Origin of the sequence: Bradyrhizobium icense, from assembly GCF_001693385.1 — a bacterium.
GTDB classification, from domain to species: domain Bacteria; phylum Pseudomonadota; class Alphaproteobacteria; order Rhizobiales; family Xanthobacteraceae; genus Bradyrhizobium; species Bradyrhizobium icense.
The window spans coordinates 6,987,053-7,010,802 of record NZ_CP016428.1; the positions used below are offsets into that span (position 1 = coordinate 6,987,053).

Annotated in this window: 24 protein-coding genes and 1 tRNA gene; 17 read left to right on the plus strand and 8 right to left on the minus strand. The window is 63.6% G+C overall.

The window, feature by feature from the left end; translation table 11 throughout:
- Positions 1 to 187: 187 nt before the first annotated feature.
- Positions 188 to 5,020 carry an NAD-glutamate dehydrogenase gene (locus LMTR13_RS32335; RefSeq protein ID WP_065733141.1) on the plus strand — a complete coding sequence of 1,611 codons (4,833 nt, stop codon included), beginning with the start codon at positions 188 to 190 and terminating at the stop codon, positions 5,018 to 5,020.
- A gap of 97 nt (positions 5,021 to 5,117) precedes the next feature.
- Here the strand turns inward: LMTR13_RS32335 and LMTR13_RS32340 are convergent.
- The 4 genes from LMTR13_RS32340 to mnmA all read right to left on the minus strand — a co-directional run bounded on the left by LMTR13_RS32340 (position 5,118) and on the right by mnmA (position 7,593).
- Positions 5,118 to 5,194: transfer RNA gene (locus LMTR13_RS32340), tRNA-Met, on the minus strand.
- A 116-nt stretch (positions 5,195 to 5,310) separates the two neighbouring features.
- Positions 5,311 to 5,679 (minus strand): hypothetical protein, encoded by a 369-nt coding sequence (locus tag LMTR13_RS43045; RefSeq protein WP_083219318.1) that lies wholly within the window; start codon positions 5,677 to 5,679, stop codon positions 5,311 to 5,313.
- Positions 5,680 to 5,734: 55 nt separating this feature from the next.
- A complete protein-coding gene (locus LMTR13_RS32345) occupies positions 5,735 to 6,373 on the minus strand; it encodes a class I SAM-dependent methyltransferase (RefSeq protein WP_057847181.1) in 639 nt (212 codons plus the stop codon).
- 20 nt (positions 6,374 to 6,393) lie between these two features.
- Positions 6,394 to 7,593, minus strand: a complete 1,200-nt coding sequence (gene mnmA / locus LMTR13_RS32350; protein WP_083219526.1) for a tRNA 2-thiouridine(34) synthase MnmA — start codon at positions 7,591 to 7,593, stop codon at positions 6,394 to 6,396.
- Positions 7,594 to 7,940: 347 nt separating this feature from the next.
- Here mnmA and LMTR13_RS32355 point away from each other — a divergent pair, with 347 nt between their 5' ends.
- The 8 genes from LMTR13_RS32355 (at position 7,941) to flbD (ending at position 16,138) form a co-directional block, all read left to right on the plus strand.
- Complete coding sequence (locus LMTR13_RS32355) at positions 7,941 to 9,635, plus strand: flagellar hook-length control protein FliK (protein WP_065731298.1); 1,695 nt, start codon at positions 7,941 to 7,943, stop codon at positions 9,633 to 9,635.
- Between the two features lie 11 nt (positions 9,636 to 9,646).
- Complete coding sequence (locus LMTR13_RS32360) at positions 9,647 to 10,342, plus strand: flagellar hook assembly protein FlgD (RefSeq protein WP_065731299.1); 696 nt, start codon at positions 9,647 to 9,649, stop codon at positions 10,340 to 10,342.
- 204 nt (positions 10,343 to 10,546) lie between these two features.
- A complete protein-coding gene (sciP, locus tag LMTR13_RS32365) occupies positions 10,547 to 10,822 on the plus strand; it encodes a CtrA inhibitor SciP (protein ID WP_002714638.1) in 276 nt (91 codons plus the stop codon).
- Between the two features lie 170 nt (positions 10,823 to 10,992).
- Positions 10,993 to 12,621, plus strand: coding sequence for a flagellar basal-body MS-ring/collar protein FliF (gene fliF / locus LMTR13_RS32370; protein WP_065733143.1), 1,629 nt, complete (start codon positions 10,993 to 10,995; stop codon positions 12,619 to 12,621).
- A 1-nt stretch (position 12,622) separates the two neighbouring features.
- Positions 12,623 to 13,708 (plus strand): flagellar motor switch protein FliG, encoded by a 1,086-nt coding sequence (gene fliG, locus LMTR13_RS32375; protein ID WP_028349460.1) that lies wholly within the window; start codon positions 12,623 to 12,625, stop codon positions 13,706 to 13,708.
- Positions 13,708 to 14,334, plus strand: a complete 627-nt coding sequence (locus tag LMTR13_RS32380; RefSeq protein ID WP_065731300.1) for a FliH/SctL family protein — start codon at positions 13,708 to 13,710, stop codon at positions 14,332 to 14,334. Before fliG ends, LMTR13_RS32380 begins: the two co-directional genes overlap by 1 nt.
- A gap of 19 nt (positions 14,335 to 14,353) precedes the next feature.
- Complete coding sequence (fliN, locus tag LMTR13_RS32385) at positions 14,354 to 14,704, plus strand: flagellar motor switch protein FliN (protein ID WP_065731301.1); 351 nt, start codon at positions 14,354 to 14,356, stop codon at positions 14,702 to 14,704.
- Between the two features lie 54 nt (positions 14,705 to 14,758).
- Complete coding sequence (gene flbD / locus LMTR13_RS32390; protein ID WP_065731302.1) at positions 14,759 to 16,138, plus strand: sigma-54-dependent transcriptional regulator FlbD; 1,380 nt, start codon at positions 14,759 to 14,761, stop codon at positions 16,136 to 16,138.
- Positions 16,139 to 16,222: 84 nt separating this feature from the next.
- Here the strand turns inward: flbD and LMTR13_RS32395 are convergent, their stop codons facing one another.
- Both LMTR13_RS32395 and LMTR13_RS32400 read right to left on the minus strand, forming a co-directional pair.
- The gene (locus tag LMTR13_RS32395) at positions 16,223 to 16,402 is read right to left on the minus strand and encodes a hypothetical protein (RefSeq protein ID WP_065731303.1); all 180 of its coding nucleotides are present in this window, start codon (positions 16,400 to 16,402) and stop codon (positions 16,223 to 16,225) included.
- A 64-nt stretch (positions 16,403 to 16,466) separates the two neighbouring features.
- Positions 16,467 to 17,675, minus strand: a complete 1,209-nt coding sequence (locus LMTR13_RS32400; protein ID WP_065731304.1) for an LLM class flavin-dependent oxidoreductase — start codon at positions 17,673 to 17,675, stop codon at positions 16,467 to 16,469.
- Between the two features lie 183 nt (positions 17,676 to 17,858).
- On the opposite strand from LMTR13_RS32400, the gene LMTR13_RS32405 reads away from it, so the two are divergent.
- On the plus strand, positions 17,859 to 18,974 hold the full coding sequence (locus LMTR13_RS32405) for an ATP-dependent DNA helicase (RefSeq protein WP_065731305.1): 1,116 nt from the start codon (positions 17,859 to 17,861) through the stop codon (positions 18,972 to 18,974).
- A 52-nt stretch (positions 18,975 to 19,026) separates the two neighbouring features.
- Here LMTR13_RS32405 and LMTR13_RS32410 read toward each other — a convergent pair whose 3' ends face one another.
- Positions 19,027 to 19,254 (minus strand): caspase family protein, encoded by a 228-nt coding sequence (locus LMTR13_RS32410; RefSeq protein WP_156795875.1) that lies wholly within the window; start codon positions 19,252 to 19,254, stop codon positions 19,027 to 19,029.
- A gap of 260 nt (positions 19,255 to 19,514) precedes the next feature.
- On the opposite strand from LMTR13_RS32410, the gene msrA reads away from it, so the two are divergent.
- The 5 genes from msrA (at position 19,515) to LMTR13_RS32435 (ending at position 22,055) form a co-directional block, all read left to right on the plus strand.
- Positions 19,515 to 20,234: a peptide-methionine (S)-S-oxide reductase MsrA gene (gene msrA, locus LMTR13_RS32415; RefSeq protein ID WP_065733144.1), complete on the plus strand. Its 720-nt coding sequence runs from the start codon at positions 19,515 to 19,517 to the stop codon at positions 20,232 to 20,234.
- A gap of 9 nt (positions 20,235 to 20,243) precedes the next feature.
- Positions 20,244 to 20,654 carry a peptide-methionine (R)-S-oxide reductase MsrB gene (gene msrB / locus LMTR13_RS32420; protein WP_065731307.1) on the plus strand — a complete coding sequence of 137 codons (411 nt, stop codon included), beginning with the start codon at positions 20,244 to 20,246 and terminating at the stop codon, positions 20,652 to 20,654.
- A gap of 124 nt (positions 20,655 to 20,778) precedes the next feature.
- Entirely contained in the window at positions 20,779 to 21,153 is a 375-nt protein-coding gene (locus LMTR13_RS32425) for a hypothetical protein (RefSeq protein ID WP_065731308.1), read from the plus strand.
- A gap of 227 nt (positions 21,154 to 21,380) precedes the next feature.
- Positions 21,381 to 21,545 (plus strand): DUF3309 family protein, encoded by a 165-nt coding sequence (locus LMTR13_RS32430; RefSeq protein ID WP_065731309.1) that lies wholly within the window; start codon positions 21,381 to 21,383, stop codon positions 21,543 to 21,545.
- A gap of 225 nt (positions 21,546 to 21,770) precedes the next feature.
- Positions 21,771 to 22,055 (plus strand): hypothetical protein, encoded by a 285-nt coding sequence (locus LMTR13_RS32435; RefSeq protein ID WP_065731310.1) that lies wholly within the window; start codon positions 21,771 to 21,773, stop codon positions 22,053 to 22,055.
- 107 nt (positions 22,056 to 22,162) lie between these two features.
- On the opposite strand, the gene LMTR13_RS32440 is transcribed toward LMTR13_RS32435, so the two are convergent.
- Positions 22,163 to 22,702: a DUF4112 domain-containing protein gene (locus tag LMTR13_RS32440; RefSeq protein ID WP_065731311.1), complete on the minus strand. Its 540-nt coding sequence runs from the start codon at positions 22,700 to 22,702 to the stop codon at positions 22,163 to 22,165.
- A 516-nt stretch (positions 22,703 to 23,218) separates the two neighbouring features.
- Here LMTR13_RS32440 and LMTR13_RS32445 point away from each other — a divergent pair.
- Both LMTR13_RS32445 and LMTR13_RS32450 read left to right on the plus strand, forming a co-directional pair.
- Positions 23,219 to 23,413, plus strand: coding sequence for a hypothetical protein (locus LMTR13_RS32445; RefSeq protein ID WP_065731312.1), 195 nt, complete (start codon positions 23,219 to 23,221; stop codon positions 23,411 to 23,413).
- A gap of 17 nt (positions 23,414 to 23,430) precedes the next feature.
- Positions 23,431 to 23,631 (plus strand): hypothetical protein, encoded by a 201-nt coding sequence (locus LMTR13_RS32450; protein WP_065731313.1) that lies wholly within the window; start codon positions 23,431 to 23,433, stop codon positions 23,629 to 23,631.
- Positions 23,632 to 23,750: the final 119 nt, after the last annotated feature.

The following is a 23,750-nucleotide window of genomic DNA, read 5'->3' on the forward strand; positions in this document are numbered from 1 at the left end:
AGAACCAGGGATCGCACCGCATAGCTGGCGCAGGCCGCTCCAGGGTGGTATTCTCATTAGAAGCTATTGATACTCCGAGACCGAAGATTTCGCTCACGCGATCAATCGCGGTCGAGACAATGGCGCTCGAAGAGATGCACTCCAAAGTCAAGCGGACGATCGCGCCTGCGGTCGGATGGCGCGGAAAATGGAGGACGTTATGGCGTCGTGGCGTGACGACAAGGCCAGGGCAACCCTGATCCGCGATGCAGCGGGAAGCGTCCAGCCGGGCAAGACCCCCCGGACTTTTGCCGAGCTTCTGTTCGGCCACACCAATAGCGAGGATCTTGCCAGCTACGACGCTTCGTCCCTCGCCTTCCTGGCGGAACAGGCTTGGCAGCATGTGCAGCAACGCACGGCAGGCCGTGCCGATATCCGCGTCATCAATCCAATGATGCCGGACGGGCGCGAGATTTCCGTGCTCGAAGTTCTCAACGACAACATGCCCTTCCTGTTCGATTCGACCATGGCGGAGCTTGCCGAGCAGGGCATCGAAGTCACGCTGGTCGCCCATCCGATCGTTGCGGTGGAGCGCGACGAGAAGGGCAAGCTCCTGCATTTCTACGGCGAAACGCTGCCAGAAGGGGCAAGGGGTGAGCGCGAAAGCCTGATCCATCTCCACATCACGCGGCTCGACGCCGATGCCGACCGCGAGAAGCTCATCGACGGCCTCACAAAGACATTGAACGACGTGCGCGCCTGCGTGACCGACTGGCGAGCCATGCGCGCCCGCGTCGAAGGGGCGATCAAGACCTTGAGCTCCAATCCGCCGCCGCTGCCGATCGACGTGGTCGCCGAAGCCAACCAGTTCCTGCAATGGCTGTGCGCCGACAATTTCACCTTCCTGGGCCTGCGCGAATATCGCTTCTCGCCCGACAGCGCTGCGTCGGACGAGATCAGCAGCGACGAAGGTCTCGGTATCCTGCGCGATCCTGATGTGAGGGTGCTGCGCCGCGGCACCGAAATGGTGGTGATGACGCGGGAAATCCGCGAATTCATGCGCGAGCCTACCCTCCTGATTGTCATCAAGGCCAACGTCACCAGCCGCGTTCATCGCCGCGTCCACATGGATTATGTCGGCATCAAACTCTATGCGTCCGATGGGCGGCTCGAGGGCGAATTGCGCCTGGTCGGCCTGTTCACCTCGGGCGCCTATACTCGTTCGGTACGGCAAATCCCTTACGTCCGCCACAAGGTGGCGCAGGTGCTCCAGCGCGCCGGCTTCGACGCCAATAGCCATTCCGGCAAAGCCCTCCTGCATATCCTCGAAGAATATCCGCGCGACGAGCTCGTTCAGGTCGACGCCGAGACGCTCTACAATTTCGTCATGGAAATCCTGATGCTTTCTGAGCGCCCCCGCGTACGGGCGCTGGCACGGGTTGATAAGTTCGATCGCTTCGTTTCCATCCTCGTGTTCATCCCGCGCGAGAAATATGACACCGACGTGCGCACGCGTGTTGGTGCCTTCCTGGCGCAGGAATACAAGGGGACCGCGGCAGCCTCGTACCTGTCCTTCCCCGAAGGGTCGCTCGCCCGCGTCCACTACATCATCGCGCGCTTTGAAAGTAAAACACCTGTCGTCGAGCGCGCCACGCTTGAAGCCGGGATCAGCGCAATCACCGCGACCTGGGGCGACAAGCTGAAAGCCGCGCTTGCGACCACCACTGACGGCATGCGGGCGCGCCTGCTCGCCAACCGTTATGCCCGGGCCTTTACCGGCGGCTATACGGAGATCTTCGACGCCTCACAGGCCATCAGTGACATCGCCACCATCGAAAAGCTCAGCGCCGCTCGTCCCGTGGCGCTTTCGGTCTACCGCAGCGACGGCGATGATCCGACGCGTTTCGGCCTTAAGGTCTTTTCGCGCGGCACGCCGCTATCGCTGTCCTATCGCGTCCCGGTGATCGAAAATCACGGCCTGCGCGTCGTCAACGAGCGCACCTACGAGATTGCGCCCAGCGCCACGCCTGCACCCGCACCGGTTTGGTTACACGACATGACGATCGAGGCCAATGACGGCAAGCCGATCGTTGTTACCGAGGAATTCGCCCGTCGCCTGGAAGCCTCGATCATGGCGGTGGTGGGCGATCGCGCCGAATCCGACGGATACAACGCCCTCATCCTGCGCACGAGCTTGAGCTGGCGCGAAGTTTCGGCCATCCGCGCCCTCTCCCGCTACCTGCACCAGATCCGCGCTCCGTTCAGCCAGGACTATATGTGGGGCACGTTGCGCAAGAACGCCGCCATCACCACCAGCATCGTCGCGCTGTTCCAGGCTCGCTTCGACCCGCGCCTCGGAGCCACCAATGCCGAGCGCTCGGCGCGCGAGACGGCTCTCCTCGCCGAGATTGAGGAGCAGCTCAAACTCGTCGCCTTGTTAGACGAGGACCGCATTCTGCGCCGCTTCACCAATCTGGTGCAGGCCACCGTGCGCACCAACCTGTGGCAAATCGGCCAGGACGGACATCCGCGTCCGGTGATTTCCTTCAAGTTCGACACCCGCAAAATCGATGACCTGCCGGCTCCGCGACCGCTCTACGAGATCTTTGTCTATTCGCCGCGTGTCGAAGGTATCCATCTACGTTTCGGCAAGGTCGCGCGCGGCGGCCTGCGCTGGTCCGACCGGCCGCAGGATTTCCGCACGGAGATCCTCGGCCTTGTCAAGGCACAGCAGGTCAAGAACGCCGTCATCGTGCCGGTCGGCGCCAAGGGCGGCTTCGTGCCCAAGCGCCTGCCGCCGCCGTCCAATCGTGAGGCCTGGATGGCGGAAGGCACCGAAGCCTATCGCATCTTCGTTCGCTCGCTGCTCGAACTTACCGACAATCTCGATGGGGATGCGATCGTGCCGCCCGATGACACCGTGCGGCACGACCAGGATGATCCGTATCTCGTCGTCGCGGCCGACAAGGGCACGGCGACTTTCTCCGACACCGCCAACGCGATCTCAGTCGAGAAGGGCCATTGGCTCGGCGACGCTTTCGCCTCCGGCGGCAGCCAGGGTTATGACCATAAGAAAATGGGCATCACGGCGCGCGGTGCATGGGAAGCCGTCAAGCGCCATTTCCGCGAATTCGGTACCGATATCCAGACCATGCCCTTCACCGTTGCAGGTGTCGGCGATATGTCCGGCGACGTCTTCGGCAATGGTATGCTGCTTTCGCCGGCGACAAGGCTGCTGGCGGCCTTCGACCACCGGGACATCTTCCTCGATCCCTCGCCCGACCCCGCCATCAGCCACGCCGAGCGCCTGCGCATCTTCAACCTGCCGCGGTCGAGCTGGCAGGACTACAACAGATCGCTGATCTCGCAGGGCGGCGGCGTTTTCTCGCGCTCGCTCAAGGCAATTCCGCTTGCGCCGGAAGTGCGCACCCTGCTGGACCTCGACAAGCCACAGGCCACGCCTTTCGAGGTGATGACGGCGATTCTGAAGGCACGCGTCGACCTGCTCTGGTTTGGCGGCATCGGCACCTATGTCCGCGCGTCGACGGAAAGCGACGATCAGGCGGGCGATCGGGCCAATGATCCGATCCGTGTTACCGGTTCTGATATCCGCGCCCGAGTGATCGGCGAAGGTGCCAATCTCGGCGTGACCCAGCGCGGCCGCATCGAAGCGGCGCAGAGAGGCGTCAAGCTCAACACCGACGCCATCGACAATTCGGCCGGAGTGAACACCTCTGACGTCGAGGTCAATATCAAGATTGCGCTGGCACGCCCCGAACGCGATGGGCACCTCAGTCCGAGTGACCGCAACAGCCTGCTTGCCGCGATGACCGACGAGGTCGGCACGCTGGTGCTTCGCAATAACTATCTTCAATCGCTCTCGTTGTCGCTGGCCGAACGCAAGGGCGTGGCCGACAATGGCTTCCTTGCCCGCCTGATGCAATCGCTCGAGCGGCGGGGCCTGCTCGACCGCGCCGTTGAGTTCCTGCCGGACGACGTCGCAATCGCCGCGCGCACGCAGCGCGGCCAGCCCTTCACGCGGCCGGAACTCGCCGTGCTGCTCGCCTACGCCAAACTCACCCTTTACGATGATCTGCTCGTCACGAGCGTGCCGGACGACCCTTATCTCACCGGCGAATTGTCAAAATATTTCCCGCACGAGATTCGAGACAAGTTCCCCGATTCCATCAAACATCATCGTCTGCGGCGGGAGATCATCTCCACCAATCTTGCCAATGCCGTGATCAATCGCGGCGGCCCGACCTGCATCGGGCGCCTGATCGATGAGACGGATGCCGACGTATCCACCATCGCCATGGCTTTCGTGGCGGTGGAGGAATCTTACGGTCTCGAGCGGCTGAACAACGCGATTGATGCGCTCGACACCAGGATCAACGGTCAAGTGCAACTCGGCCTCTACGCGGCGATTCAGGATCTCCTGCTCTCCCGCATGGTCTGGTACGTGCGCAACGTTGATTTCAAAACCGGTCTGCACGCGGTGATCTCGCGCTTCGGCCCGAGTATCCGCGAGATCGCCGCCGGACTCGACAACGCCCTGCCGCAGGACTTGCAGGCCGGCCGCAGCAAGCGGCGACAGGACCTGATCGATGCCGGCGTTCCCACCGACCTCGCGGAGGAACTCGCCGATCTCGACGCCTTGATCTCCGCACCGGATATCGTGACTGTCGCCGAGCGCACCACCCGCGCCATCGGCGACGCCGCCACGACCTTCTTCGCTGCCGAGGCCGACTTCCATCTCAATCCCATCATCGTCGCCGCGCGCAGCGTGCCCGCAAACGATCATTTCGAACGTCTTGCCATCGACCGCGCGGTTGACCAGATCGCAGCAGCCGAAAGAAAATTGGCCGCTGATATGCTGACAACCGGCCAATGCGGCCGGCAGGCTGCCGAGATCTGGCTCGCTGCTCATCCTGAGGCGACGCGTATCCGCCGCTCGGTCGAGGAGATTGCCGTCAGCGGTCTGACGCTCGCCAAACTGACTGTGACGGCCAACCTGCTGGGGGATTTGGTGAAGGACTGAAGGGCACGCGGCGGCTATACCAGAGCGCGATGTCGAACCACAAACCCGCCGGACTGGACTGCACCAAGTCACAGGCTGGCGTGCAAAATCGTGACTTTGGTAGCGGGGGAGGGACTCGAACCCCCGACCCCAGGATTATGATTCCCGTGCTCTAACCAGCTGAGCTACCCCGCCACGGCATCGCGGTAGCGGCAGGCAATGCCGCGGTCGCGAACGCGCGGCATATAAGGAGCGGGTCGACGACCTGTCAAGCAAAGCGAGCTGTCCGGCCGGGCATCTGCAAAATGGCGCTATTTCGGCCGAATTGTCGGGTCGCCGCCGGGGCTGCCGGGCGGTGGAATCACCGGCGTCCTGCTGCCGTTTGGCGCAGGCGCGTGCATTTCGGGATCGATCCCCGGAGGCGGGCACAATACGCCTTCGGAGCGGGCCAGTTTGTCGCCTAGCGGCTCCGACCGCTGGCCAGTGGTCGTTCCTTCCGGAACCGTCGGGCTCGAGTGTGGCGTCGGCTGCATCGGTGCGCAGTTGGCGGCGGCGCGGTCAGGCGATGGCGGCGCGGTCTGGGCCGGAGGCGTCGTCGGGCCGGGCGGCGCCTGTGCACCCGCTACGCCCGCGGTCGCAATCCATACGCATGAAAGAAGAAGTGCGCGTTTCATAGCCATGTGGAGAAAACGGTCCGCGCGCGCGGAGGTTCCTCCAATAGATGCCGCTCGCGCCTCACGATTTCCGAAAACGGATCAGCGAAAAATGCCCCATCGGCGGCATCGGCCGTCGCTCGGTCAAGGTGACGCCGCCATGTTTGGCGGCCCAGTTGGTCAGGCGTTCCCACGGAAATTCCGGCCGCCAGCCCAGCCGGCGCGCCAATGGCGCGAACGCCAGTTCGAACGCACGGCGCGGACCGGTTTCCGCGCCGATGTGATTGACCAGAATGAGCTCGCCGCCGGGCTTCAGCACGCGGATGAAATCATCGAGCGTGCGTTCCGGATCCGGTACCGCCGTGATGACATATTGCGCCACCACCGCGTCGAAAAACGAATCCGGGAACGCCAGGTTCTTGGCGTCCATCACCGCAAGCGCTTCGACATTGGTCAGGCCGAACTCGCGCACGCGCTTGAGCGCCCGCCGCAGCATCGGCTCGGAAATGTCGACGCCACACAGTTTCGTGTTGCGCGAATATTCAGACAGCGACAGCCCGGTGCCGACGCCGACGTCGAGAACGCGTCCGCCGATCTTGTCGGCTTCGGCGATGGTGGATCGACGGCCCTCGTCGAACACCTTGCCGAAAACCAGATCGTAGACCGGCGCCCAACGCCCATAAGCCTTTTCGACCCCCTCGCGGTCGATGTCCCCAGCCATTCCCTCTGCCCCGATTTTTCTTAAGTGCGCATCACCTCGGCGAGCGGCGCGGCCTTTTCCTGCGCCCCTCCCCTCGTCACCGGATGGCGTGCGGTCGCGCTCTTGATGAATCCGCCGCCGAGCACGCGCGCCTGTCCCGCAGGCGCATCGTAGAACACGCAGGCCTGGCCGGGCGAAACGCCCTCTTCGCCGGCAACGAGTTCGACCTCATAACCGCCGTCGACCGCGCGCAGCCAGGCCGGCTGCGGCGCGCGCGTCGAGCGCACGCGCACGAACATCTCGATGCCGTCGCCGATGACGCGGTCGAGCGCACCGTCGCCGATCCAGTTGACGTCGCGCAACAGAATGCGATCCATCCGCAACGCCTCGCGCGGCCCCACCACGACGCGGCGGCTGACCGCATCGAGCTTGACGACGTAGAGCGGCGCGCCGGCCGCAATGCCCAGACCCTTGCGCTGGCCGACGGTGAAATGAACGATACCTTGATGGCGGCCGATTGTGCGGCCCTCGAGATCGACGATGTCGCCGGGCTCGATCGCGCCGGGCTTGAGGCGGCCGATGATGTCGGTATAGCGCCCGGTCGGCACGAAGCAGATGTCCTGGCTGTCCTGCTTTTCGGCGACTTCGAGGCCGAAGCGCCGCGCCAGTTCGCGCGTCTGCGGCTTGGTCATGTCGCCGAGCGGGAAGCGAAGATAGTCGAGCTGCTCGCGCGTGGTCGCGAACAGGAAATAGCTCTGGTCGCGATCGGCATCGGCAGCGCACACCAGCGCGCGCGATCCGTCGGCAAGGCGGCGCGAGGCGACATAGTGCCCGGTCGCGAGCGCCTGCGCACCGAGTTCACGTGCGGTCGCCAACAGATCGCGAAACTTGATCGAGCGGTTGCATTCGATGCAGGGCACCGGCGTTTCACCGAGCGCGTAGCTGTCGGCGAAATTGTCGATCACGGATTCGCGGAAGCGGCTTTCATAGTCGAGCACGTAGTGCGGGATGCCGATCCGCTCTGCCACGTTGCGGGCGTCGTGGATGTCCCGTCCCGCGCAGCAGGCCCCCTTGCGATGGGTGGCAGCGCCGTGGTCGTAAAGCTGCAGCGTGATCCCGACCACGTCATAGCCTTCGGACTTCAGCAAGGCAGCCGTCACCGAGGAATCGACGCCGCCAGACATGGCGACCACGATCCGTGTGTCCTGCGGACGACCTTCGAGATCCAAACTGTTTCGCATGCCAGGGGTCATCGACTTCCATCGCGAACGCGCCATGGCGGTTCGCGGCCAAGGTTAAAAATGCCTTTTATTATAAGGCCTTACGGCATCAATCGGCCATACCGGGCCGGATCGGACGCCGCTCTTTAATATAGGCCGTATTCTCGTGAAGCAATCAGCCGATCCTCATTTTGGAGCTTGTCCAGGACGGCAAATCTTGCCGCCGGGCAGAAAAGGAGACCACGATCACGCTTCCACAACCCAACCGCCGCGCTCGTAAACAGTTGAAATTACACGATATTTTTTCAGACGGCCGGTGGCCCGGTCCTTGCTGAATAGTAGCCGAGAGCTCAGCGCGAGGGTTACCCGTGGTTAGTGTCACGTCAGAAGTATCGGCAAACGCATCTTTCCAGAGCGCGGCGGCGAAGTCCGCCCGGCCGGATTCCGATCCGCCGGCCGAAAACGGCAGCTTCGCGGCGCTGGTCGATGGCAACAGGGCGGCCAGCAACAACGACACGCGAACCCAGGACAATGCGCCCGCCCCGCGCCGCTCCGACGATGCGCAAGCCGCGTCCGACAACCGCTCGCGCGACAATGCTGCCGCATCGGACAAGGCCGCGCGCAACGATTCGAACGATCGCAACGCCGCGGCCAACGCCCGCAACGACAAGGCGCGCAACGATAAGGCGCGCAGCGACAAGGCACGCGACGACAAGAAAGTCGACGCCGAGACCAATACCGATACCAAGAGCGATACCGACACCAAGGCCGCGACGACCGGCCGCGCCAATTCGAAATCCGAGGCATCGAAGTCCGAGAAGGCGACGTCCGACGAGACGGCGCAGGCTTCTTCCGGCGACGCCTCGCCAGCGACCGATCAGACCGAGCCGGCGCAGGATGGAACGGCCGCGGCAATGGCCGACGCGATTGCCGTCGTCATCCCTGCTGCCGCGCCGGCGACGACGGCCGCCGCCTCACCCGCGACCGATAAGGCGACCGCGCCGCTTGCCATCGCCGCGGCTGCGATCGCAGCCTCAGCTTCGCTCGCCGCCGAGACCGCACCAGCCGGTCCCGCCGGTGAAGACGCCGTAGCCACCGCGCCCAACGCGCTAGGGGACGGCACCAAGACCAGCGCGCAGGGCATCGGCCAGGCCGTCAGCGCCCAAGCCACATCCGCCGACCCGTCCGTCACCACCGGCATCGCTCAGGCCGCTTCCGTGGTTGCAGCGACACCCGGTGCCACCAAATCGACCGTGCCGCTCAAGAACCCGGATCTCGCCCGAAAAGGTGCCACGACGGTCGTCGAGCAGGTCAAAGCCACCGACGCCAGCGCACCCGCGGCTCCTGCCGCTGACACCATCGTGCCCGCCGTGACGCCGCCGACCGAAGCCGCAGGCAAGCCGACGTCCGAAAATGGCATCGCCGAGACCATCAAGGCCGACGCCTCAGGCAATTCCATCGCTCCGTCGGCCGCCAACGCCAACACGCATTTTGCCGCCCCTGGTATCGTCGACCAGACGCCGGTCAACGCATCCGGCAACGGCGGCCTGCAGGGTCCCGGCGCGATCCAGACGCAACAACCGGCCGCTCCCACCACGACGACTGCCGCTACACTCACCGCCACGGCAGCCACGAGCGCAGCGGTGCCGGTGAGCGGGCTTGCGATGGAAATCGCCGCTTCCGCCAAGAGCGGCAAGACCCGGTTCGAAATCCGGCTCGATCCTGCCGAACTCGGCCGCATCGACGTCCGCATCGACGTCGATCGCCATGGCCAGGTGACGTCGCATCTGACGGTCGAACGGCCGGAAACGCTACAGATGCTGCGTCAGGACGCCAACCAGTTGCAGCGTGCACTCGACAACGCCGGCCTCTCGACCGGCAATGGCGGCCTGCAGTTCAGCCTGCGCGACCAGTCTTCGCAGGGCCAGAACGACGGCAACCAGTCCAATCCAAACGCACATCGCCTCGTCGTCAGCGAGGAAGACAGCGTGCCGGCCGTCGTCGCCGGCCGCAGCTATGGCCGCATGCTCGGGGCGAGCGGCGGCGTCGACATCCGAGTTTAAGGAAGACCGCCATGGCAGTCGATGCAACCATGCCGACGACCGTCGTCTCGGCGCCGGGGACCGGCACCGCCACGAGCAACAACACCGCGTCGGAGAGGACGACTGGGATCGCGGATAATTTCCAGACCTTCCTGACGCTGCTGACCACGCAGTTGCAGCACCAGAACCCGCTCGATCCGCTCGACACCAACCAGTTCACCCAGCAGCTCGTGCAGTTCGCCGGCATCGAGCAGCAGCTCAAATCGAACGAGCAGTTGAAGGCGCTGGTGGAGATCGAAAAGAGCGCGCAGGCGACGCAGGCGCTGGTCTATGTCGGCAACACCGTCGCCGTCGACGGCAGCAAGGCACAGTTCGACAAATCGGCGACCTGGAATTTTCAGTCCGAGAAAGATACGACCGCGACGATCACGATCACCAATTCGACCGGGCAGACCGCCTACACGGGCAACTTTACGCTGAAGCAGGGCGGCTCCAGTTTCGTCTGGGACGGCAAGGGCAATGACGGCGTGCAGTGGCCAGCCGGCACTTACACCTTGACCGCCACCGGCAAGGACAGCTCCGGCAACAACGTGGCGATCTCCACCGAGGTCCAGGGCATCGTCGATTCGGTCGACCTCAGCGCCTCCCCGCCGCTGCTGTCGATCGGCGGCCAGAGCTACACCACCGACAAGATCAAGCGCGTGGTCCGTCCGAGCACCTCAAGCTAGCCCGACCGACCCACTCGGGCCCGGCTCCGACTATTTTTACCCGGCAATCCCTGATCGCCCGAACGCGGTCCGGGAACCGGGCGGACGTATTTTACGGTCATTTCCAAGGAGATTCGTATTGAAGCCGTAGGCTTAGGCAAATTTTAAGCCGCGAGGCGTAGGTTACCATGGTGAGTTCAGTGGTTGAGAGTTTGTGAGTACGCCATGACAGAACCCCATCGCCCGAGGGTGAAATACGTCATCGGGCCTGACGGCAGTCCGTTAACAATTGCAGACCTGCCCGCGCCCGGAACCAAACGGTGGGTGATCCGCCGCAAGGCCGAAGTTGTCGCCGCGGTCCGTGGCGGCCTGCTCTCCCTCGAGGAAGCCTGCAGCCGTTACACGCTGACCGTCGACGAATTCCTGTCCTGGCAGTTCTCCATCGATCAGCATGGCTTGGCCGGCCTCCGGACCACCCGGATCCAGCAATATCGGCAGTAAGCTCTCCCGAACCGAAAGATTTGATGAAAACCGGCTTCGTTTTACGAAGCCGGTTTTCTTCATGCCGGAACTATTCGCGGCGGCTTTAACGCTTGTTAACCATATGGAAACCATCCCCTAGGCAATAATTGCCCAGTCGGTCCCACGGGCCGAATCCCTGGGGGCGGTTGGTGCAAAGTCTCGTTGCTTTCCTGAAAGGCCTGGGCGCAGCGCGGCTGATGGCCATGGTTGCGGTGACGACCGCGCTGATCGGCTTCTTCGCTTTCGTCATCATGCGCGTCACGACGCCGCAGATGACCACCCTGTTCACCGACCTTTCCTATGAAGACTCCTCCAGCATCATCAAGGATCTGGAACGCCAGGCGATCCCCTTCGAGCTGCGCAATGAAGGCGCGGTCATCATGGTGCCGAAGGACAAGGTCACGCGGCTGCGGATGAAGCTGGCCGAAAGCAACCTGCCCAAGGGCGGCGGCGTCGGCTACGAGATTTTCGACAAGTCCGACGCGCTGGGCACCACGAGCTTCGTCCAGAACATCAACCATCTGCGCGCATTGGAAGGCGAACTTGCCCGCACCATTCGCGCCATCGACCGCATCCAGGCCGCGCGCGTCCACCTGGTGCTGCCGGAGCGGCCGTTGTTCGCCCGCGAAGCGCCGGAGCCGTCGGCCTCGATCGTGGTGCGGGTGCGCGGCAGCCTCGAACCCCAGCAGATCCGCGCCATCCGCCACGTCGTCGCCTCCGCCGTCAACGGACTGAAGCCGCAACGGGTATCGATCGTCGACGAAGCCGGCCGGTTGCTGGCCGACGGCGCCAGCAAGGACCCCGAGATCGCCGTCGGCGACGAACGCCGCACCGCCTTCGAGAAGCGCATGCGCAACGAAGTCGAGGCGATCGTCTCCTCGGTGGTCGGCCAGGGTCGCGCCCGCGTCCAGCTCACCGCCGACTTCGACTACAACAAGGTCACCCAGACTTCCGACAAGTTCGATCCCGAGGGCCGCGTGCTGCGCTCCAGCCAGACCCGCGAGGAATCTTCCCTCATTGCCGAGAACAACGGCCAGGTGACGGTCAACAACGAACTGCCCGGCAATCAGGCCAACACCACCGGGCCTGCGGCCCGCGACCAGAGCAAGAAGAGCGAGGAGACCAACAACTACGAGATTTCCCGCACCACCAAGACAGAGGTCACCGAGGCGGGACGGGTCAACCGGATCTCGGTCGCGGTGCTGGTCGACGGCGCCTACACCAAGAACGAAAAAGGCGAAATGGTCTATCAGGACCGCAGCAAGGAGCAGCTCGACCGCATCGCCACGCTGGTGCGCTCGGCGATTGGCTTCGACCAGAAGCGGGGCGATCAGGTCGAGGTCGTCAATCTCCGTTTTGCCGAAGCGCCCTCCGTGCCCCCGGTCGTCGAGCCGACCGGCCTGCTCGGCTTGCTGCAGTTCACCAAGGATGACGTCATGTACGTCATCGAACTCGGTGTCATGATGCTGCTCGGCCTCGTGGTGCTGTTCCTGGTGATCCGCCCGCTGGTCAAGCGAATCCTGGCCGCCGAAGTCGTTCCCGCTTTGGCCGAACCGACGCCAGCCTTGATCGAGGGCAGCGGGCCAAACGGAGAACTCGGACCCAATCAGGCCTTGATCGCCGGCACCAGCGGCGCCGCCCAGTTGATCGACGTCGCCCAGGTCCAGGGCCAGGTCCACGCCCAGGCCGTGCACCGGGTCGGCGAACTGGCCGAACGTAATCCGAACGAGACCGCCTCCATTGTTCGCCAATGGCTGAGCGAACCCGCCGAGAGCTGACATGGCCGCCGTACCGCAAACCTCGAACGCCAACGACATCACCACCGTCATCTCGGCGCTGGCGAGCCGTCAGAGCAACCGGCCCAAGGGCAAGCCCCTCAGCGGCCCGAAGCGCGCCGCCATCCTGATGCTGGCGCTGGGCGAGCAATATGGCGGCAAGGTGTGGTCGCTGCTCGACGACGACGAGGTGCGCGAACTGTCGATCCACATGTCGACGCTCGGCACCGTCGAGGCCGATGTCGTGGAAGACCTGCTGCTCGAATTCGTCTCGCGGATGTCGGCTTCGGGCGCGCTGATGGGCACCTTCGACGCCACCGAGCGGCTGTTGCAGCAATATCTGCCGTCGGAGCGCGTCAGCGGCATCATGGATGAAATTCGCGGCCCCGCCGGCCGCAACATGTGGGAGAAGCTGTCCAACGTGCAGGAAGAGGTGCTCGCCAACTACCTCAAGAACGAATACCCGCAGACCATTGCGGTGGTGCTGTCGAAATTGAAGCCGGAGCACGCCGCCCGCGTGCTGGCGATCCTGCCCGAGGACCTCGCGCTCGACGTCGTCGGCCGCATGCTGAAGATGGAAGCGGTGCAGAAGGAAGTCATCGAGCGCGTCGAGCAGACGCTGCGCACCGAATTCATGTCCAACCTGTCGCAGACCCGCCGCCGCGACGCCCACGAGGTGATGGCGGAAATCTTCAACAATTTCGACCGCCAGACCGAGACCCGCTTCATCACCTCGCTGGAAGAGGAAAACCGCGAATCCGCCGAGCGCATCAAGGCGCTGATGTTCACCTTCGACGACCTCATCAAGCTCGATTCCGCTTCTGCCCAGACGCTGATGCGCAATGTCGACAAGGACAAGCTCGGCATCGCGCTGAAGAGCGCCAACGAGGAGGTGCGCGCCTTCTTCCTCGGCAACATGTCCTCGCGCGCCGGCAAGATGCTGCTGGACGACATGGCCGCGATGGGACCGGTGCGTCTGCGCGACGTCGACGAGGCACAGGCGCTGCTCGTCAACCTCGCCAAGGACATGGCTGCGAGGGGCGAAATCACCCTGACCAAGAACCGCGCCGACGACGAATTGGTGTACTGATGGCCGCGCCCGCAAAATTCCTGTTCGACACCGACTTCGCGGCGCCCGACAAGGCGCGCGAGCGTGCCGCGACGGCCGCCGAGATCGCGCAGAAGGTCGCGGAGGCCGAGGCACGTGCCTACCGCGCCGGCTACGAGGCGGCGCAGCGCGAGGCCAAGGTCGAGAGCGACCGCCGCTCGGCGGTGGCGCTGGAAGAGATCGGCATCGCCATCAAGGGCATCGCCACGCGCTTCTCCGGCATCGAGGCCAGGATGGAAACCGAGGCTGTCGATGTCGCGGTGGCGGTGGCGCGCAAGCTGTGCACCGAGTTGATCGCCCGCGAGCCGCTCGGCGAAATCACGGCGCTGGTCAGCGATTGCTTCTCGCATCTGGTCGCCACCCCGCATCTCGTCGTCCGCATCAGCGACCAGCTCTACGAAGCCGCCCGCGAGAGGATCGAACGCCAGGCGGCCCAAAGCGGCTTCGAGGGCCGGCTGGTGATCCTGGCCGAGCCCGGCATCGTTACCGGCGACTGCCGGATCGAATGGGCCGACGGCGGCGTGGTGCTGGAGCGCGCGGCCATCGAAGCGAAGATCAGCGAACTCGTCGGGCGCTATCTGGCGTCCCGCGATCAGGCCGCAATGTGAAGGCCATAAGGACTGAACCATGAGTGACACCGACGCACAGGTACCGCTACCCGATCTCAACGCCGCGGACGCGCCGCCGGTCGACGACCTCGCCTACAACGAGGACGAACAGGCCTCGCGCATCGCAGCCGACCTCGAGGCCGTGTTCGACGTGCCCGTGCAGGTCTCGGCCGTGCTCGGCCGCTCCAAGATGGACGTCGGCGAGCTCTTGAAACTCGGCCCCGGCACGGTACTCGAACTCGACCGCCGCGTCGGCGAAGCCATCGACATCTACGTCAACAACCGCCTGGTGGCGCGTGGCGAGGTCGTGCTGGTGGAAGACAAGCTCGGCGTGACCATGACGGAAATCATCAAGGCAGAGCGCAGCTAACATTTTTGGCGATACGCGCCCTGAACGGCGCGAACAGACGGACAGGAGACAGATATGCGGCTTCTCATCGTTGGCACCTTGAAGGGCCAGCTCACGACCGCCACCAAGATCGCGATGGCAAACGGCGCTTCGGTGACCCATGCCGAAGCGACCGAACAGGCGATGGCGGTTTTGCGCGGCGGCAAGGGCGCCGACCTGCTGCTGGTCGACGTCGGTCTCGACATCCGCGACCTGGTGATGCGGCTGGAAGCCGAGCACATTCACGTGCCGATCGTGGCCTGCGGCATCTCGAACGACGCCCGCGCTGCGGTCGCCGCGATTCACGCCGGCGCCAAGGAATACATCCCGCTGCCGCCCGATCCCGAACTGATCGCTGCCGTGCTCGCCGCCGTCGCCAACGATTCACGCGACCTGGTCTATCGCGACGAAGCCATGGGCAAGGTGATCAAGCTGGCGCAGCAGATCGCGGGCTCCGACGCCTCCGTGATGATCACCGGTGAATCCGGAACGGGCAAGGAAGTGCTGGCGCGCTACGTCCACACCCGCTCGACTCGCGCCAAGCGGCCGTTCATCTCGATCAATTGCGCGGCGATTCCCGAGCACCTCCTGGAATCCGAACTGTTCGGCCACGAGAAGGGCGCCTTCACCGGCGCGGTCGCCCGCCGCATCGGCAAATTCGAGGAGGCCAGCGGCGGCACGCTGCTGCTCGACGAAATCTCGGAGATGGATGTTCGGCTGCAATCCAAGTTGCTTCGCGCCATCCAAGAGCGGGTGATCGACCGTGTCGGCGGCACCAAGCCGGTGCCGGTCGACATCCGCATCATCGCGACCTCGAACCGCAACCTGTCTGAGGCCGTGCGCGAAGGCACCTTCCGCGAGGATCTCTTGTTTCGCCTCAACGTCGTCAATCTGAAGATCCCGCCACTGCGGGACCGTCCGGCCGACATCCTCGAGCTGGCGCAACACTTTGCCAAGAAATACGCCGACGCCAACGGCGTGCCGCTGCGTCCCATTTCTGCCGATGCGCGGCGGGTGCTAACGTCAAACCGCTGGCAGGGCAACGTTCGCGAGCTGGAAAACACCATCCACCGTTCGGTGCTGATGGCGCAAGGGGACGAGATTGGGCCCGAGGCCATCCTGACCCCCGATGGCGACCGCCTCGACCTCGCCAAGACCGCACCCGCCGTGGCCCACGCCACCTTTGCCGCCGAACAGGTGACCCGCGCCCTCGTCGGCCGCACCGTTGCGGACGTGGAGCGCGACCTGATCCTGGAGACGCTGAAGCACTGCCTCGGTAATCGCACCCATGCCGCCAACATCCTCGGCATCTCGATCCGCACGCTGCGCAACAAGCTGAACGAATATGCCGACGGCGGGATACCGATCACGCCGGCGGGCGCGGGCGAGCACCAGCGGTTTGTGAGCGCGGGGTAGCACAGATCCCTCCGCCGTCATTGCGAGGAACGCAAGCGACGAAGCAATCCAGCTATCCGTTATGCCGCATCATGGATTGCTTCGCTACGCTCGCGATGACGTGGAAAGCGCGGAATAACTCGGCGCATCCGGATTGCGAAAAATGCGAATGGGATCGCCGGGCTGCAGGTCCCGCCCAGTAAACATCGCATAGGCATACAGCGCGAGATAGGCGATCGCGATCGTGCCGACGCCGTAAAACACCCAAGTCGCTAGCCGCTTCATCTTACAACTGCACCGCATTGAGCCACGGCATAGACTAACATACCGCGCAGTGCCGGCCCAGCCACTACCCCGCCGCCACTTTCTGCGCCGGCGCGACATTGATTGCGAGCTTGCCGTAGCGATCCGAAAACGCCTCGGTGTCGATTTCCTCGAGCTGGATCGCGCCGCTCAGCACGCCCTGCTTCCATTCCTCGTGTTCGAGATCATGCTGGAACTCCGGCATCACTTCTTTGGCAAACAGTTCCAGCGACTCGCAGATGTGCTCATGCGTATTCTTGCCCGCCTGATTGAGGAGGATCACCTGGTCGATGTGGGAGGTGCGGAAACGTCTGAGCTTCTTGCGGATGGTTTCCGGCGACCCGATCAGGCCGCCGCGCAGCGCCGCCTCCTGCGCTTCGGGATTCTCGCGCTTCCACTTGTTGTACTCGTCCCACATGTTGACGGTGCCGGGGTCGGGGCGCTGGCGGTTCTGCGAAGCGCCGTAATAGCGCAGCGCGAACTGGAAGAAGGTGGCGCCATCGGCGCGGGCACGAGCCTCCTCATCCGTCTCAGCGCACATGAAGAACGACACCAGCGCCATGTTGGGGTTGATCTCGTAGTCCGCGAGTTTCTTCAGCCGCTTGGTGATCGCATTGTAATAGGCATGCACCCAGGCATGCGCCGCTTCCGCGCTGACGAACTGGAAGCCGAGCGCGCCAAAGCCGTTCTGGCCGGCGCGCTCGATGGTCGGGAGCTGCGAGCACGCCATCCACAGCGGCGGATGCGGCTTCTGCACCGGCTTCGGCACCACATTGCGCAGGGGGATGTCGAAATATTTGCCGTGATGCTCGGTGCCGACCTTGCTGAACATCGGAAAGATCGCCTGAACCGCTTCCTCGAACACCTCGCGCTTCGTCTCCATGTCGCGGCCGAACGGCGTCAGTTCGGTGATCGACGCGCTTTCACCCATGCCGAATTCGCAGCGGCCATTGCTGAGCAAATCAAGCACCGCGACCCGTTCGGCAACGCGCGCAGGATGATTTGTCGTGAGCTGGAAGATGCCGTGGCCGAGACGAATGTTCCTGGTGCGCTGGCTCGCCGCGGCGAGGAAGGACTCCGGTGCGGGCGAGTGCGAATACTCTTCCAGGAAATGGTGTTCGACCACCCAGGCGTAGTCATAGCCGAGCCGGTCGGCGGTCTCGAGCTGCGTCAGCGCATTCTGATAGAGCCGCAGCTCGTCGCCCTCTTGCCAGGGGCGCGGCAGTTGCAGCTCGTAAAAGATGCCGAATTTCATGACGCCTCCCGAAACCCCTTGTTGTTTTCGGACAGTGTATCCTCCGCAAGTCGCAAGTCTAGCCTTGGTCGCGAAGGGCAATTCCGCGTCACGGAAGTTGTCTTGCATGGAACGCGCGAATGGTTAGCTTTACAGTCCGTTGAGTCGCGGCCTTCCGCCCGCTCTTCTCTCCATCTGGACCCCATGACTATTTTTACGCCGCATCAGGATTCCGCGCTGAAGGCCGTCGCCGACTGGCTGAAGGCCAAGCCGGGCCGCAACGGCACACCGCCGGTGTTCCGACTGTTCGGCTATGCCGGCACCGGCAAGACCACGCTGGCGCGGCACATCGCCGAGGGCGTCGATGGCGAGGTGAAATATGCCGCCTTCACCGGCAAGGCGGCGCTGGTGATGCGCAACAAGGGTTGCGACAACGCCTCCACCATCCACTCGCTGATCTATCGCGCCAGGGAATCCGGCGTCGAGCAGCCGAGCTTTGAATTGTGGGACGACGCGCCGGCTTCGAAGGCGAAGCTGATCGTGATCGACGAATGTTCGATGGTCGACGCCGAACTCGGCCGCGACCTGATGTCGTTCGATTGTCCACTGCTGGTGCTCGGCGATCCCGCGCAGTTGCCGCCGATCCAGGGCGGCGGCTTCTTCACCAATTGCGAGCCCGACGCGATGCTGACCGAGGTGCACCGACAGGCGCAGGACGACCCGATCGTGCGGATGTCGATGGATATCCGCGAGGGCCGCGAGCTCGAAATCGGCCGCCACGGCGAGAGTGAAGTGGTGCCGCGCAGCGAGCTCGATCCCGACCGCGTCATGAGCGCCGATCAGGTGCTGGTCGGCCGCAACAACACCCGCCGCGCCTACAACATGCGCGTGCGGCAGAAGCAGAACATCGAGGATCCCCTGCCGGTCGCGGGCGACAAGCTGGTCTGCCTGCGCAACAACCGCAAGAAGGGCCTGTTTAACGGCGGGCTGTGGCGTGTGAAGTCGCGCACCCAGCCGCGATCGAAATCGCAGATATTGAGCATGCGGCTGTCGCCCGACGAAGAGTTCGGCCACAAGGTGACCAAGGTCTCGGTGCGCCATGATTGCTTCCAGGGCGGGATCGAGGCAATCCCGTGGGAGCAGCGCAAGCCCTATGACGAGTTCGACTACGGCTACGTGCTCACCGTGCACAAGTCGCAGGGCTCGCAATGGGACGACGTGGTGCTGTTCGACGAGAGTTTTGCGTTCCAGGACAGCCGGGCAAGGTGGCTCTACACCGGCATCACGCGTGCGGCGAAACGGCTGAGCGTGGTAGTGTAGCCGCCGGCGTTCCCCGGATGGCATAAGCGCGTTCACGCGCGTCTTCGACGCGCTATGGTGATGCGCTGCTAAGCCGGGGTCCAACGAGCGAACGGCAATAAGTCCCGGCTCTGCGGAGCAGCGTTGCACGCTGCACCTCGATCCTCGGCTCCCTGACGACGCGCACGAGCACCGTGGCGAACGGGCTGTTGAGGGAATCGCCGTCAAGCGCGGTCTCGCCGTGCTTGGCGGCGTAGACCACCATGACGAACTCGTGCAGGGCGGCGAAGGCCCGCAACATCGGCGAAACGCTCCGGCGCATGGATTTTGGTCGCGGCGCGCCCCCGGTTCATTGTGGAAAGACAGGCCCGTTCCGGTCAGGCATCACCCGATCGTCGCCCCCTAAATGCCTGGGTAGATGGCCTTATTCACGAACTCGTGTGGCGCATGCCGTAACAATCGCGGGCAAGCGCCGTATCTTGGGCATCGGCGAGAATTGAGCCGATTGCGAAACGCCGGTCCCGCTCTAGACTGCCCCAACCATTGCCGAAAGAGGAAACCATGTCCCCTCGCCATTTCAGCCGCCTGTCGCTCGCCGCTGCCGCCCTCGGCGTGCTGGCCGTCGCAGCCTTCGCGGTCGGACCTTCGCGCGCTTCGGAGGAAGCCGTCGTCATTCCGGCCCCCGCCGCCGACGTTCAGGCGGCCGACGGCATCCAGACCGCCGTGATCGCCGGCGGCTGCTTCTGGGGCGTGCAGGGCGTGTACCAGCACACCGCCGGCGTGCTCAACGCGGTGTCCGGCTATTCCGGCGGCAGCAAGATGACCGCAAACTACACCATGATCGGCACCGGCACGACGGGCCACGCCGAGGCGGTTGAGATCAAGTACGATCCGAAGAAGATCAGCTACGGCAAGATCCTGCAGATCTTTTTCTCCGTCGTGCACGACCCGACGCAATTGAACCGCCAGGGTCCTGATGTCGGCACGCAGTATCGTTCGGCGATCTTTGCCGTGAACGACGAGCAGAAGAAGGTGGCGGAGGCCTATATCGCCCAGCTCAACGCCGCCAAGGTCTACAAGAAGCCGATCGTGACCAAGGTCGGCCCGCTGCAGGCGTTCTATCCGGCGGAAGACTATCACCAGGACTACCTGACGCTGCACCCGAACCAGCCCTATATTGTCTTCAATGACATCCCGAAGATCGAGAATCTGAAGAAGATCTTCGCGGAGAACTACATCGAGAAGCCGACGCTGGTGCGCAACGCGAAGGCTACAAATTAAGGAGGGCAAATGTCCGACACCAAAGCATCCGGCAAGGTTGTCAAGAGCGAGGCCGAGTGGCGCCGCGAATTGACACCGATGCAGTATGCCGTGCTGCGCGAGAAGGCGACCGAGCGGCCATTCTCGGGCGAATATGAGCACGAGCACCGCAGGGGGACCTACACCTGCGCCGGCTGCGGCCAGACGCTGTTCGAATCCGATGCCAAGTTCGATTCCGGCTGCGGCTGGCCGAGCTTCACCGCGCCTGCCGTGGACGGCCATGTCGACGAGGAGCGCGATTTCAGCCACGGCATGATCCGCACCGAGGTGTTGTGCTCCAAATGCAACGGCCATCTCGGCCACGTCTTCAACGACGGCCCCGGCCCGACCGGCCTGCGCTACTGCATCAATTCGGCGGCCTTGAAGCTGCAGCCGAAATAGTTGCAGTAACGCTCGAACTTGTTCCAACCCCCGTGCGACCAAGTGCAGGTCGCGCGGGGTTTTTTGTTTGGTGGGGACGTCCTTTCCGGCCTGCCCCGGGCGCGGAGTAAGGAAAATTTTCGACATGCATATTTCCAAACGTCTGCTGCTCGGTATCGGCGCAGCCACCCTCATCATGGAGAGCGTCGTGATCCTGCCTGCTTTCGCCGCCGACAAGGTCTCCCTGTTCAAGGTCATCACCACCAAGGACGAGATTGTGATCGGGATCAGCGAAGGCGATCTCGCCCGGATCGAAGGCCAGAACGCCGGCGGCGTCGCCAGGATGCTGGTCGCCAGGGGCTCGATGAGCGCCTGGCAATACGCGGTACGCAAGTCCTCGAGCGGCGATCTCGAACAGGTGCCGCTGCACAAGATCGGCCTGCTCGCCAGCGACAGTCTTCGCGTCGAGCCGTATGCGACGCCGTTGAAGGTGCTGCCGATCGACGAGACGAGGAAGTGACGACGTAGTCGTCATTCCGGGATGGTCCGAAGGACCAGACCTCAGGTGCGCAATTGCGCACCGGGGAATCTTGAGATGCTCACGCACCTGAATTCGATGCTGCGCATCGCCCCGGAATGACGGTGTCTCTCTAGCTTTCCGGCGGATCGGCCAAGGACTCGCGGCCCGGAATATGCTTTGATCGGGGCCGCGGGAGCGTGTCCCCGCGGGCCTTCGGGGAGCGCGCCATGTCGCTTGGGACGATACTCGTCATCATCCTGATCGTAGTCCTCCTGGGCGGCTTCTCCGGCCGCTTCCGCGGTTATGGCTACGGCTACGGCCATTCCGGCATGGGGCTTGTCGGGGTGATTTTGATCGTACTCCTGATCCTGCTGCTGCTCGACAAGATTTGACCCTATTAAGCCATTGAAATAACTTGATTAAATTTATGTTCCCCGCAGCCATGCGCGGATTCATCATCACCCCCGATGTCGGGCTTCAGGGGTCGCATTTTTGTCAAAGAAGCTTATATTAGGACCCGAAATGACGTGCACGGCGTGGCCCGCCACTGTGGCCCACCGTCATCCAATCCCCATTGCTCACACGAAGAGAGCCGAAAAAGATTGAGGTCACCGTCCATGCGTCCATTCAGCTACAACACCGCCGCCGAACTGTTTCCCGCCGCGATCCGCAAGAAGAAGCGGGCCGGGTTTGCCTATCGGCGTTTTGGCACCGCGGCGGAAGCGGTTCGCTTCGCGATCGAGGAGCTGCCGGCGGACTCGCTGAACGGCGCCTATCTCCAGGTCGAGGAAGCGCGCTTTGACCAGAGCGGCATCCGCTCGCTCTATGAAAGCGAGGCGTTCCCGCTGCCGCGCCGTCCGCGCCCGGCTGCCAGCACCGACGACAAGGCCGACGCTGCCTAAGCTTCCATATTTTCAAACAGCGCGCCCCTGAGATTCGGTCTTGGGGGCGTTTTTTCTTGATCCTTGTGCGTGACCTCGATCCGAAAACCGGTCGCCACTTTTCGGGGTCACGCGCGCGGCTGCTTGTCGAGCCAGCGCTTGAGCATGCGCACGTTGCGGACGTTGGCGCGGAACATGACGTCGAAGGCATCGCCCGCGACCGGCACCAGGCCAACCGCGCCGTCCACCGCGACATTGGCGAGCATCCGCGCCGTGATGTGCCAGGGGGCGCCAAGCGCGCGCGCCTCGCGCACCACCCACAGCGAAATCGCCGTCGTGATGATGTCGCCGACCACCGGGATCAGGCCGATCAGCCCGTCGATGCCGTAGCGGAAGTTGGTGCCGGGCACGATGAAGGCGACATCCAGCAATTTGGCGATGGCATCGAGCCGCGCGATCCGCTGCTCGCGCGTCAGCTCGCCGAACGGATTGGCGGCGGAATGACCGAAATCGAACCGCATCCCCTCGAACCGCGTATGCAGGTTCGCCTCGGGAAGTTCGCGCCCCTCCTGGTCGATGACGGGGCCGCGTCCGGGCGCGCGCGTCCGGGAAGACGGTCCGGAACGCGAACGGGGCGGCGTATAGATATCATCCTCTGGCATGGTCATCAGATGGTAACGCCAATGCGAGGCGCAAGTTGCGTCATGCGGTCGCTGCTTTAGACCAACGCCGTCATCCCCCGCGTAGTCGGCGTGGGATCCAGTACGCTGTGGCTTCTCGGTTCGATCACAGGCTGCCTCTGAAATACTGGATCACCCGCTGGAGCCTGTCATCGGGCGCGCATTCGCGCGACCCGTTGGCGGGTGACGACGGCTGAATATGCGTTAGCGATCTCGCGACGCATGCGCCCGAGTTTTGCTGTCAACTTCCCACCCTCTCAAACAGAGGGCATCGCAGCCGCGCATTTGAAAATTTCGCTTGGGCGCGAGGCAAATAAGCTTGCAGTCCGCAGGGTTGGCATGGCGCAGATGCGCCTTTGCTCGTGACGGGCTTTTCCTGACATCCCCGAACGAAGCAGGACTCTAATATGCCTTCGTTGCGCGCGACGCAGGTGGAATGCGCGCAGCGGGCCGACCCGCCATTGAGACGCCTTCGGACAAATCAACGGCACGAAGTGAAGACAGATGAAGAAATTCGTCCATCTCGCAACTTCTTTCTTTCTCGCACTGGGAAGTGCGGCGATCGTGGCCTACGCGATGGCGCACCTCGCGCACCATAGCCTGGGCTTTCCCCGATCAGTACTTCGAGAGCAGGCGCTGATCTGCGCGGCTATTCTCCTTAGCCTCGTCGCGATCGAGTTCCTTGCAAGCAGGGAGTGATAACGAGGTAGCCGACGATGAGGATCATAGACCTGGCTGTCGCCGTCATCTTCTTTATCGCGAGTGCCGGCGTGGCCGCACTCCTGATGGCCGTGTTCATTCACTACGGATTGGGCGTCTCTCCGGCGGCATTGAGGATGAATGCCCTCATCTCGGCCGGCGCCCTCAGCGTCGTGCTTCTGGTAGCGATGGCGGGGGCTCATGAGAGCGAAGACTAGTTCGCGGACAATCACGATGGGTGCTACGGGGAAAACGGGGGCTGGAATGTTCAGTGGCAGGACAATCGACGATCGACCTTTGGCGTATTGCGTTCCATGTTCGGAAAGGACGCCGCATC

Bases quoted from the DNA above. Each gene is read 5' to 3' on its own strand.
- LMTR13_RS32335 (WP_065733141.1), top strand. From the start codon at position 188: ATGGAGGACGTTATGGCGTCGTGGCGTGACGACAAGGCCAGGGCAACC.
- LMTR13_RS43045 (WP_083219318.1), bottom strand. From the start codon at position 5,679: ATGGCTATGAAACGCGCACTTCTTCTTTCATGCGTATGGATTGCGACC.
- LMTR13_RS32345 (WP_057847181.1), bottom strand. From the start codon at position 6,373: ATGGCTGGGGACATCGACCGCGAGGGGGTCGAAAAGGCTTATGGGCGT.
- mnmA (WP_083219526.1), bottom strand. From the start codon at position 7,593: ATGCGAAACAGTTTGGATCTCGAAGGTCGTCCGCAGGACACACGGATC.
- LMTR13_RS32360 (WP_065731299.1), top strand. From the start codon at position 9,647: ATGGCAGTCGATGCAACCATGCCGACGACCGTCGTCTCGGCGCCGGGG.
- sciP (WP_002714638.1), top strand. From the start codon at position 10,547: ATGACAGAACCCCATCGCCCGAGGGTGAAATACGTCATCGGGCCTGAC.
- fliG (WP_028349460.1), top strand. From the start codon at position 12,623: ATGGCCGCCGTACCGCAAACCTCGAACGCCAACGACATCACCACCGTC.
- LMTR13_RS32380 (WP_065731300.1), top strand. From the start codon at position 13,708: ATGGCCGCGCCCGCAAAATTCCTGTTCGACACCGACTTCGCGGCGCCC.
- fliN (WP_065731301.1), top strand. From the start codon at position 14,354: ATGAGTGACACCGACGCACAGGTACCGCTACCCGATCTCAACGCCGCG.
- flbD (WP_065731302.1), top strand. From the start codon at position 14,759: ATGCGGCTTCTCATCGTTGGCACCTTGAAGGGCCAGCTCACGACCGCC.
- LMTR13_RS32395 (WP_065731303.1), bottom strand. From the start codon at position 16,402: ATGAAGCGGCTAGCGACTTGGGTGTTTTACGGCGTCGGCACGATCGCG.
- LMTR13_RS32400 (WP_065731304.1), bottom strand. From the start codon at position 17,675: ATGAAATTCGGCATCTTTTACGAGCTGCAACTGCCGCGCCCCTGGCAA.
- LMTR13_RS32405 (WP_065731305.1), top strand. From the start codon at position 17,859: ATGACTATTTTTACGCCGCATCAGGATTCCGCGCTGAAGGCCGTCGCC.
- LMTR13_RS32410 (WP_156795875.1), bottom strand. From the start codon at position 19,254: ATGTTGCGGGCCTTCGCCGCCCTGCACGAGTTCGTCATGGTGGTCTAC.
- msrA (WP_065733144.1), top strand. From the start codon at position 19,515: ATGTCCCCTCGCCATTTCAGCCGCCTGTCGCTCGCCGCTGCCGCCCTC.
- msrB (WP_065731307.1), top strand. From the start codon at position 20,244: ATGTCCGACACCAAAGCATCCGGCAAGGTTGTCAAGAGCGAGGCCGAG.
- LMTR13_RS32425 (WP_065731308.1), top strand. From the start codon at position 20,779: ATGCATATTTCCAAACGTCTGCTGCTCGGTATCGGCGCAGCCACCCTC.
- LMTR13_RS32430 (WP_065731309.1), top strand. From the start codon at position 21,381: ATGTCGCTTGGGACGATACTCGTCATCATCCTGATCGTAGTCCTCCTG.
- LMTR13_RS32435 (WP_065731310.1), top strand. From the start codon at position 21,771: ATGCGTCCATTCAGCTACAACACCGCCGCCGAACTGTTTCCCGCCGCG.
- LMTR13_RS32440 (WP_065731311.1), bottom strand. From the start codon at position 22,702: ATGACCATGCCAGAGGATGATATCTATACGCCGCCCCGTTCGCGTTCC.
- LMTR13_RS32445 (WP_065731312.1), top strand. From the start codon at position 23,219: ATGAAGAAATTCGTCCATCTCGCAACTTCTTTCTTTCTCGCACTGGGA.
- LMTR13_RS32450 (WP_065731313.1), top strand. From the start codon at position 23,431: ATGAGGATCATAGACCTGGCTGTCGCCGTCATCTTCTTTATCGCGAGT.